This is a genomic window from Sulfitobacter sp. NFXS29 (genome assembly GCF_040148765.1).
Classification (GTDB): Bacteria; Pseudomonadota; Alphaproteobacteria; order Rhodobacterales; family Rhodobacteraceae; genus Sulfitobacter.
Map to the genome: position 1 here is coordinate 178,155 of NZ_JAGDED010000009.1, position 9,905 is coordinate 188,059.

The window sequence follows — 9,905 nt, forward strand, 5'->3', positions numbered from 1 at the left end:
CGGTTTTTTCGACACCCTGGGGGGAGCATCTGATGGACAGCCAGACCATGCAAGAGGACAGACGCGCAAGGGTGATGCTGCTGTCGCCGACGGATAACGTGGTCGTGGCGACCTCGGCGGTGCCCCAAGGGGCGGTATTGCCGCAAGACGGGCTGCGTGCCAACCACGATACGCCCCAAGGGCACAAGATCGCGATGCGCCCGATCCAGCAGGGCGCGCCGATCCTGAAATTCGACACGGTGATCGGCTATGCGGCAGAGGATATCGCCGCGGGGGACTGGCTGCACAGCCACAACATCAAGTTCGACGCGGTCTACAAAGACTATGCCTTTGCCCGCGATTATACCCCAACCGACCTGCTGCCGCCTTCAGACCGCGCGCAGTTCATGGGCATCCGCCGCGCGAATGGCCGCGTTGGCACCCGGAACTACATCGGGCTTTTCGTGACCGTGAATTGCTCCGCCACCGTGGCGCGCAAGATCGCCAACTACTTCGACGAGGAGCGGATGGAGGCGTGGGAGAACGTCGATGGTGTGATCCCTTTCATCCACGAATCCGGCTGCGGGATGGAGCTGACAGGCGAGCCGATGGACCTGCTGCGCCGGACGCTCTCGGGCTATATCCGCCACCCCAACCTTGCCGGGGCCGTGGTCCTGTCACTGGGCTGCGAGCGCAACAATTTGGCTCAGTTCTTTGAGGAGGAAGGACTGGCCGAGGGCAAGATGCTGCGCACGATTACCATGCAGCATGTCGGTGGCACGGCCCGCGCGATTGCCGATGGCAAGGACGCCGTGCGCGAGATGTTGGATCAGGCCAATGCCGTGCGGCGCGAACCCTGTTCGGCGGAACACATCACCATCGGCATGCAATGCGGCGGGTCGGACGGGCTCTCGGGTCTGTCGGCCAACCCCGGCCTTGGGGTGGCGGCGGATATTCTGGTGCGCCACGGCGGCACGGCCATCCTGTCGGAAACGCCGGAGATTTTCGGCGTCGAACACCTGTTGACCCGCCGTGCCCGTAGCGAAGAGGTGGGCCGCAAACTGGTCGAACGCATGGACTGGTGGCTGGAGCATACCAAGGGCCGCGACACGCAGATCAACGGCGTCGTCAGCCCCGGAAATCAGGCGGGCGGTCTAGCGAATGTGTTGGAAAAATCCCTCGGCGGGGCCAAGAAAAGCGGCAGCACTGGGTTGATGGAAGTCTATCGTTATGCCGAACCCGTGACCCAGAAGGGGCTGGTCTTTATGGACACGCCCGGCTTCGACCCGGTCTCTGCCACCGGGCAGATTGCGGGGGGGGCGAACCTGATTTGTTTCACCACCGGGCGCGGGTCTTGCTTTGGCTCCTATCCCTCGCCAACGATCAAACTGGCCTCCAACACGCCGCTGTTCACCAAGATGCAGGACGACATGGACATCAACTGCGGCAGCGTGATTGACGGCGAATTGAGCCTAGAGGAACTGGGCCAAGCGATCTTTGAACGCATCCTCGCCATAGCGTCGGGGGAGCAGAGCAAATCCGAAGCGCTCGGCGTGGGCGAAGAGGAATTCGCGCCTTGGCCGATCGGGGTCACGGGGTAAAGATGTCAGACGGGAGAGCGCAGATGAAACCGAACTATGTGAAACTGGTCGAGGATACGCCGCTGCCGCGCATGGCGCTTTGCCGTCAGACCTTTGCCGCGACCCGCATCGACGACCCGCGCACCGCCGTGGCCGATGCGATGCAGGCCGGTTGCGCAGGTAAGATCAAGCCGGGCATGTCCATCGCGATCACCGCAGGCAGCCGCGGGCTGGCAAACTTGCCGGAACTGCTGGCTGCCATCGTGGCCGAGGTCCGCGCGCGCGGGGCGCATCCCTTTGTCGTGCCCGCCATGGGCAGTCACGGCGGCGCGACGGCAGAGGGGCAGACCGCGCTGCTGGCGAAACTGGGCGTGACCGAAGAAAGCCTTGGTTGCGAGATCCGCTCGTCGATGGAGACTGACGAGATCGGCGTGCTGGACAACGGCATGTCGGTGCGGATGGACCGCCATGCCAATGCCGCCGATGGGATCATCCTTTTCAATCGCATCAAACCGCATACGTCTTTCCGGGCTCCGAATGAAAGCGGGCTGGCCAAGATGCTCTCGATCGGGTTGGGCAAGCAATCGGGGGCCGAGACCTGCCATTCGCGGGGCATCGATAACGTCGGCATCTTCGTCGCCAAAATGGCCCGGATGAAGCTGGAGCGTTGCAAGGTGCTGTTCGGCATCGGCACGATTGAGAACGCCTACGACGAGCTTTCGCAGGTGGTCGCCCTCGACAGTGACGGGATGTTGGAGGCCGAAGCACCCTATCTGCAAGAGGCGATGCGCAACATGCCCCGCCTGCCGCTGGGGCCGCTGGACGCACCGTCGGCTTCGGGCGATCTGGATGTGCTGGTGGTGGATGAGATCGGCAAAGAATTTTCCGGCACCGGGATGGATCCGAATATCACCCACCGGTTCTCCAGCGAGAAGATGCAGGTCCATCTGCATATCTCGCGACTGGTGGCGCTTGGCCTCTCGCCGCGCAGCAACGGCAACGGCAATGGCGCGGCGCGGGCCGATGTGATCACGCAGCGGTTGGAGCAGGATTTCGACCGAGAGGCGGTTTACGCCAATGCCATCACATCGCAGGTGTTGAAACAATCGAAGATCCCCATGGTCATGCCCTGCGACCGCACGGCGATCCAGACAGCGGTCAAGACCTGCGGGGCCGAGGATATCACCAAGGTCCGGCTGCTGCGCATCCCGAATACGCTGAAGCTTGAGTATCTTTATGCCTCCGAGGCGATGCTGCCAGAGCTGCGCGACCGCCCGGGGTTGGAGGTGGTCGGCGAACTGCAAGAGATGCAGTTTGACGCAGGCCTGTTGCGCAACCCTTGGCCGGAGGGGCATTGATGCTGGGGCAAGGGCTTCATCTGCACCTCGACCCCGTAGGCGGGGCGGCGGGTGATATGTTCATCGCGGCGATGCTGCATGCTTTCCCCGATCTGGCCGAGCGTGTGCGGGCCGATGTGGCCGCCGTATTACCTGCCGAGGTGGGCCAAGCGGAACTGAGCGAACATGTGGCTTCGGGCATCACCGCGCGGCGGTTCGAATTGGTGCTGGCCGCACCCGATGCAGCCAGGCGCCACGGGGCCGAGACGACCTACCGCGCGATGCGCGAACTTTTGGAAAACGCGCCGCTGTCCGAGGGCACGGCTCAGGCCGCCTGCGCGATCCTCCACCGGATTGCCGAGGCCGAAGCGCAGGTGCACGACATCCCCATCGACCGGGTGCATTTTCACGAGATCGCGGATTGGGACGCGCTGATGGACGTGACCGCCGCGGGCAGCATCTGCGCCGCGCTGTCGGGGGCGACCGTCTCGCTCGCCCCACTGCCCCTCGGCGGCGGGCTGGTGGAAACGGCCCATGGCAAACTGCCCGTTCCCGCGCCGGCAACCACTCTGATCTTGCAGGGCTACGACTGGCATGACGATGGCGTTGCGGGTGAAAGGGTCACCCCCACGGGTGCTGCGATCCTTGCGCATGTCACTGGCGGCAGCCCCACCGGCAGCCGCCCACCGGGGCGGCTGCGCTGTACCGGGTCGGGCGCGGGTATGCGGGTGATGAAGGGCCTGCCGAATATCCTGCGGGTCAGCGTTTTTGACACCGCCTCGGGCGGTATCGCCCAAGACAGTCTGGTGCAATTCGCCTGTGATATCGACGACATGACGGGCGAAGAACTCGGCGCGGCGGTGGACCGCCTGCGGGCGATGGACGGCGTGGTCGATTTGCTGATGCTGAACGGGCAGGGCAAGAAATCCCGCCCGGTGACGCGCCTTGAGGTGTTGGTGCAGCCGCAGGCTGCCGACCGGATCGCGGCGCGGGTCTTTGATCTGACCTCAACGCTCGGCCTGCGCCGGACAGGGGTGGAGCGTTTGATCCTCCCGCGGGAGAGTGATGACAGCGGACCGCTTCGCCGCAAGCGTGCGCAGCGGCCAAGTGGGCAGGAAACCACCAAGGTCGAAAGCGATGATTTGGCCGATGCCGAGACCCTGCACGACCGCCGCAAACGCGCCCGCGCCGCCGAAGTCTAGGTGCCGCCTCCCGGTGATCTAACTTGCTTATCACCGGGCCGCGTGTGAAAATCCTCTGATACCAGTTCAGAGGACCGCATGGAAAAGCAACTCAGCGCAACGCTGCGCCAATATGAGGTCTTTGTCGCCATCGCCGAAACGCTGCATTTTGGCCAAGCGGCGGCCAACCTTGGCGTGGCGCAGCCCGCACTGACGCAACAGTTGAAACACCTTGAGACCGTTTTTGGCGGCGCGCTGTTGTTTGACCGCAATCGCCGCCGGGTGATGCTGACCGACTTCGGCAAGGCGCTGTTGCCCGAAGCCCGCGCGCTGTTGCAACAAGCGCAGCGGGTCGAGGCGGTGGCCGAGGCCGCTCGGATCGGCCAGCGCGGGCGGATTGAACTGGCCTATGTCGGCTCGGCCTCTTACGCGGGCATTCTGGGGCGGCTTTTGCGAGAGTTGCGCGCGGGCGCTGCGGATGTGGACCTGATCCTGCGCGAGTTGGACATGGACCTGCAAATCGCCGAGATCGTGGCGGGCAGGCTCGATGCGGGGTTCGTGCGCCTGCCGCTCTCGGGCGTGCCTGAGACTTTGGTCACGCGCACCGTCCATACCGAGGATATTTTGCTGGCCGTCCCACCCGACCACCGTCTTGCCGGGGTGCCTTCGGTTTCCATGGCAACGCTGCGCGAGGAGAGTTTCATTTTCAGCCATCTCGGCCCTGATATGGGTTTCGCGGCCTGCGCCTATCAACTCTGTGCCGATGCTGGTTTCGCGCCCCGCGTGGCGCACCGTGCGCCGCAGTTTACTGCGATTGTAAATTTCGTCTCGGCGGGTCTGGGCGTGGCCTTTGTCCCCGCCTCTGCCGCGCGGATGAAGGATGCGGGCGTGGTCTTTCTGCCGATCCGCGATGCAAAGGTTCAAAGCCGGATCGGGCTGGCCTATCTGCGCGACCCAAGCAATCCGGTCCTGCGCAGGCTGCTTGACGCATTGGAGGCCGAGGGCTGATTACCCGACCGCCGTACCCCCACAAACAAAGACCGTTTGCCCAGTGATAAAGCCGCTGCGGGCATCGGCGAAAAAGGCCACCGCCTGCGCGACATCCTCAGGCGTGCCCATGCGGCCCATCGGCACCGCATCGACGATGGCGCGGGTTCCTGGCGCATCTTCGGGGTTGTTCTCCCAAAAGGCGGTCGTGGCGATGGGGCCGGGGGCAACGCAGTTCACGGTGATCCCGTCGCGCGCCAGTTCCAGCGCCCATGTGCGCGCCATCGACTGGATCGCGCCCTTGCTGGCGGAATAGAGCGTCCGGTCGATCTTGCCCTTTGTCACGCGGCTGGTGTTCATCACAATCCGCCCTCCCCCTGCCGCGCGCATGCCCGGCACCAGCAGTTTCGCCGCCACGACACTGGGGCGGAGGTTCAGGTGCATGATGCGGTCGAAGTCATCAAGCTCTACCGCGTCGAAGGGCGCGGGTTTCACGATGCCGACGTTATTGACCAGACAGGTGACCGGCCCCTCTTTGAGGATGTTTTGCAAGGCGGCGGTGGTTGCCTCGGGGTCTGACAGATCGACCTGCTGTGCATCCGCGCGCAGGGCAGGGTCCTCCGGTTCTGCGATATCGAGCACGAAGACCCGCCAGCCGTCCTCTCTCAGCCTGCGGGCAATACCAAGGCCGATGTTGCGCGCGCCGCCAGTGACGACCGCATGGCGCAGGGAGGGGTTTTGGGGCACGGGGGCCTCCTTTTCTCTATTCGCTGTTTACTTATCACCATCATCTAGTGATAAGTAAATGACTGATATCCGGGAGGGGGATAGCATGGCCAAACGCATCATCATCGTGGGGGCTGGCACGATGGGGCAATCCATCGGCAGGCTCTTTGGCCAGCATGGCTGGACGGTACAGGCGGTCGACCCGACCGAAGCCGCGCGCGAAGGGTTTCTAGCGACGGTGCCGGGGTCAAGCGCCACTGCCGCGTTGGAGGACGCAGGGCAGGCGGATGTCGCGCTGGAATGCGTGCCGGAGAACCTTGCGCTGAAGCGGAAGGTACTGGCCGCCTTGGAGGGGGCGGTGCCAGAGGGGGCACCGATCTTGTCGAACACCTCTGGCCTGACACTCGAAGAAATGTCGGCGGACATGGCCCGGCCAGAGCGCGCCGTGATCACGCATTTCTTCAACCCCGGCGATGTGATCCCTGCCGTCGAAGTGGTCGTGGCCAAGGATGCGCCCGAAGGGCTCTGTGCAGAGGTCATGACCCTGCTGCGCGGGTTGGAGCGGCGGCCCGTGCGTCTGGACCACGCCCCGCCCGGTTTCGTGGCCAATCGCATTCAACATGCCATTATGCGCGAGTGCCTGCATCTGGTGGATCAAGGTGTCGCCAGCCCGGCGGAGATCGACGAGATCGTACAATGGTCCGTCGGTGTCCGCATGGCGCTTTCCGGCCCGTTCCGGCAGCGCGATTTAAACGGGCTGGGCACCCATCTGAGCATTGCCGAATACCTCTATCCCGATCTGTGTGACCGGCACGACCCGTCGCCGACCCTCGCCAACCTCGTAGGGCAGGGGCATCTTGGCAAACGCAGCGGCAAGGGGTTTTACGACTGGCCCGAGGGCGAGGATGCGGAGGCCGCGGAGCAGGCGCTGCGCCGTGTCATCGCCCTTGCCCGCGACAGCGCCGATTAACCGATTTTCAGACAGCCGAGGACACCCATGACCGATAATCCAGCCATCATCTGCGTGGCCATCACCGGATCGCTTCCCACCAAGGCCGACAACCCGGCGGTGCCGATCGACATCACCGAACAGATCGAAAGCACCCAAGCCGCGTTCGAGGCCGGGGCGACGATCTGCCATGCCCATGTCCGCACCGCCGATGGCACCCCCACGGCAGACCCCGACCGTTTCGCGCGGCTGCAAGAGGGGCTACGGCAGCATTGCCCCGGCATGATCGTGCAATTCTCAACCGGAGGGCGCTCGGGCGCGGGGCGAAACCGGGGCGGGATGCTGCCGCTGCGGCCCGACATGGCCTCGCTTTCCGTAGGGTCAAACAACTTTCCCAACCGCGTCTATGAAAACCCGCCCGAGCTTGTCGACTGGCTGGCGGAAGAGATGATGACCTACAGCGTGCTGCCCGAGATTGAGGTCTTCGATCTAAGCCACATCCTACAGGCCAAGGCCATGGCCGAGGCAGGCAAGATCCCGGCGCGGCCCTATATTCAGTTCGTCATGGGGGTAAAAAACGCCATGCCTGCGGATCGAGAGGTCTTTGATTTCTATATCCAAACGGTCAAACGGCTTTTCGGCGACATCCCGTGGTGTGCGGCCGGGATCGGGCGGCATCAGGCCGAACTTAACGCATGGTGCGCCGCAGCAGGGGGGCATCTGCGCACCGGGCTGGAGGATAATATTCGGATGGACAAACAGACCCTTGCGCCCTCCAATGCGGCCCTCGTCACCCGCGCGGCAGAGATTTGCGCCGAGGCGGGTCGCCCTGTCGCCACGCCGCAGCAGGCGCGTGAGATTTTGGGGCTGGGTTGAGGCCACAAGGGCCAGTGCAATAGATTAAGGAGATTAAGATGAAGAGACTGACATTTGCCCTCACCACTTTCGCGGGCCCATTGGCGGCGCATGAGGGCGCGCATGTGCATCCCCATGGCCACGATCCCTTTTGGGCTGTGGCGGTGCTGGCGCTGGCGGTTGCGATCCTTGCGGCGGCGGTGATGCGCCGCAGGTAGGCGCGGGGCTGCCCTAGTGCCCGTCAGCCACCAAAACCACGCGATCCACCCGAACGGCCAAAACCGCCGCGCGATGCGGCAGTGGCGCGGGTCATCGGGGTTTTGCCGATGGTGGTGCTGGGCCGGGTGAATTGCGACGTGCCGAGCTTGGCCGCGCCGCGATTGGTCGAATAGGTGCTGGAGCGTGCCGCGTTGGTAAAGCGGCCATCCTTCGTTTTATACAGCGGCTGTGCCGCCGCCATCCCTGCGCGATTGCTCATCATATTGCCGATCAGGTAGCCTGCCAGCAGGGGCATGAAAATCCCGCCCGATCCACTTTGGGTTGCCGTCTGTTCCGAGCCGCAGGCGTCTGCGCCATGCTGTTCTTCGCAGACCTCTAGGCTGTCATAGCGCGGTGCGGATTCAACATGGAGGGTCTGGGCCGCGTCAAAGGCGGTTTCGCATTGTTGCTGGGTGTACATCCCGCCGCTTGAGGCATCCGCCAGACAGCTCTGCAGGTCGGGAAAGGCGGCGGCGTCGACCTTTTCCTCCTCACATCCGGCGAGGGTAAAGGCGGCGGCACCGACGATGGCGATGGAAACCCGTTTCGAGCGTTTGGTCATGATGGTCGTCTTTCTGCCAAGGGGCGGCGGGGCATAGCGTTACGCGAGAATATAGTGCGGTTTGAAGCGGGACAAATCCTGCGTGATGCGCGAGCGGTCCTCGCGGATCCCGATGCCAGCGCAGGTCTCACCGACGATCCAAGACCCGATCACGGGGCGGAAGCCGTCAAATTCAGGCAGGGGGGCATAGGCTTGAACGATGCGCGGATGCTGGGCGTAGTCTAGGTTTTTCGACTGTTCGATCACCTTGCCAGATTGGTGGATCGAGACCGACGCCCCCTCCCGCGAGAGGATCGGCTTGCGCACATGCGCTGCTGCCAGATCCGCGGCGGCACGGTCAAAGGCCTCGGCGCAGGCGGGAGCGGCGGGGCCGCGCCCGGCGAGCGCATCTGCCACATCCGCCTCAAAAAACGCGGGCAGCAGATTGGGATGGCCTTCGAACATCCGCCACAGGACGGGCAAGAGCCCTTTGTTGGACAAGAGCGCTTTCCACGCAGGTTCCAGAAACAGGCAGCCCGACCCGTCGATATGCGCCGCGTAGTCATCGCGCAGCAGGTCTTCCCAAGGGTAGAGTTTGAACAGCACCGCAATGCGGCGATCCTGATCGTCGAGGAACTGACCGTCCTCGCTGAGCGCGATCTTGTCGAGGTCGCAGTAATGCGCGCCAAGCCCCGCTTCGCGCGCGGCCCAGCCCATGGCTTCGACAGTGCCGTAATCTTCGGGATTGTCCGCCACGGCGGTGAAATGCAGGTCGCTATCGGGTTCAAAAACCTCGGCAAATCGGGCGACCAATGCCTCATGGATGCCGTTGAACTGATCCGTGCCGTCGGGCAAAACGCCCGCCTTCAACTGATCCTCAAGCCACTGCCATTGAAAGGCCGCGCTTTCGTAAAGCGAAGTTGGCGTGTCGGCGTTATACTCCAGCAGCTTGGCCGGGCGCGCGCCGTCATAGGCCAGATCGAAACGCCCGTAGATCTCAGGGTCGCCCCGCCGCCAGCTTTCGGCCACGAGGTCGCGATGCGCTTCTGGAATGGCAAGCTGCGCCATCAATTCTTCGCTGGCAATGATCTCTGCCACGGCCTCGCGGCACATGGCGTGCAGCTCGGTCGAGGGGTCTTCGATGTCGTTCTCGATCTGCTCAAGCGACAGCGCATAGGCCGAGGTTTCGTCCCAGTAGGGCTCACCATGCATATCGGCAAAGGTAAAGCCGACCTCTTTGGCATGGGCGCGCCAATCGGGCCTTTCGGGCAATGTGGTCTTTTGCAACGGTTCGCTCCCCCGGGGTTTCGCCTCCGCTTCTAATCGGCTTTGGCCCAAGCGGCCAGAGGGCGGACGGTTTAACGCGGCTATCGGCAGACGCTGTAAACACCATTCAGAAATGTCACCGGTTGCGCAAAGCAGAAGTGTCACCACAGGTGCTGGCGTGAGCAAGGCTTAGCAGCCCGGAGACCTAAATATCGGAGGGCTGAAAAGCCTTGCGGGGGTCAGTGA

At 63.7% G+C, this 9,905-nt stretch carries 10 protein-coding genes; 7 read left to right on the plus strand and 3 right to left on the minus strand.

Annotation, left to right across the window (positions count from 1 at the left end):
* The first annotated feature begins 32 nt into the window (after positions 1 to 32).
* From J3456_RS14910 to J3456_RS14925, 4 genes are all read left to right on the plus strand, one after another.
* Positions 33 to 1,580, plus strand: coding sequence for a UxaA family hydrolase (locus tag J3456_RS14910; protein ID WP_349580916.1), 1,548 nt, complete (start codon positions 33 to 35; stop codon positions 1,578 to 1,580).
* A gap of 23 nt (positions 1,581 to 1,603) precedes the next feature.
* Positions 1,604 to 2,917, plus strand: a complete 1,314-nt coding sequence (locus J3456_RS14915; RefSeq protein WP_349580917.1) for a nickel pincer cofactor-dependent isomerase, group 22 — start codon at positions 1,604 to 1,606, stop codon at positions 2,915 to 2,917.
* Positions 2,917 to 4,098: a nickel pincer cofactor biosynthesis protein LarC gene (gene larC, locus J3456_RS14920; protein WP_349580918.1), complete on the plus strand. Its 1,182-nt coding sequence runs from the start codon at positions 2,917 to 2,919 to the stop codon at positions 4,096 to 4,098. The genes J3456_RS14915 and larC overlap by 1 nt, the downstream gene beginning before the upstream one ends.
* A gap of 78 nt (positions 4,099 to 4,176) precedes the next feature.
* Entirely contained in the window at positions 4,177 to 5,085 is a 909-nt protein-coding gene (locus J3456_RS14925; protein ID WP_349580919.1) for a LysR family transcriptional regulator, read from the plus strand.
* Here the strand turns inward: J3456_RS14925 and J3456_RS14930 are convergent, their stop codons facing one another.
* A complete protein-coding gene (locus J3456_RS14930) occupies positions 5,086 to 5,811 on the minus strand; it encodes an SDR family NAD(P)-dependent oxidoreductase (protein WP_349580920.1) in 726 nt (241 codons plus the stop codon).
* Between the two features lie 58 nt (positions 5,812 to 5,869).
* Between J3456_RS14930 and J3456_RS14935 the strand changes: the two genes are divergently transcribed.
* The 3 genes from J3456_RS14935 to J3456_RS14945 are packed head-to-tail and all read left to right on the plus strand — an operon-like array spanning position 5,870 to position 7,812.
* A complete protein-coding gene (locus J3456_RS14935) occupies positions 5,870 to 6,760 on the plus strand; it encodes a 3-hydroxyacyl-CoA dehydrogenase NAD-binding domain-containing protein (protein ID WP_349580922.1) in 891 nt (296 codons plus the stop codon).
* A 27-nt stretch (positions 6,761 to 6,787) separates the two neighbouring features.
* Entirely contained in the window at positions 6,788 to 7,615 is an 828-nt protein-coding gene (locus J3456_RS14940) for a 3-oxoadipate:acetyl-CoA acetyltransferase (protein WP_349580923.1), read from the plus strand.
* Positions 7,616 to 7,653: 38 nt separating this feature from the next.
* Entirely contained in the window at positions 7,654 to 7,812 is a 159-nt protein-coding gene (locus J3456_RS14945) for a peptidase M23 (protein WP_067627520.1), read from the plus strand.
* Between the two features lie 23 nt (positions 7,813 to 7,835).
* On the opposite strand, the gene J3456_RS14950 is transcribed toward J3456_RS14945, so the two are convergent.
* Both J3456_RS14950 and J3456_RS14955 read right to left on the minus strand, forming a co-directional pair.
* On the minus strand, positions 7,836 to 8,414 hold the full coding sequence (locus J3456_RS14950) for a DUF1190 domain-containing protein (protein ID WP_067941094.1): 579 nt from the start codon (positions 8,412 to 8,414) through the stop codon (positions 7,836 to 7,838).
* Positions 8,415 to 8,453: 39 nt separating this feature from the next.
* Complete coding sequence (locus tag J3456_RS14955) at positions 8,454 to 9,680, minus strand: glutathionylspermidine synthase family protein (RefSeq protein ID WP_349580924.1); 1,227 nt, start codon at positions 9,678 to 9,680, stop codon at positions 8,454 to 8,456.
* Between the last annotated feature and the right edge of the window lie 225 nt (positions 9,681 to 9,905).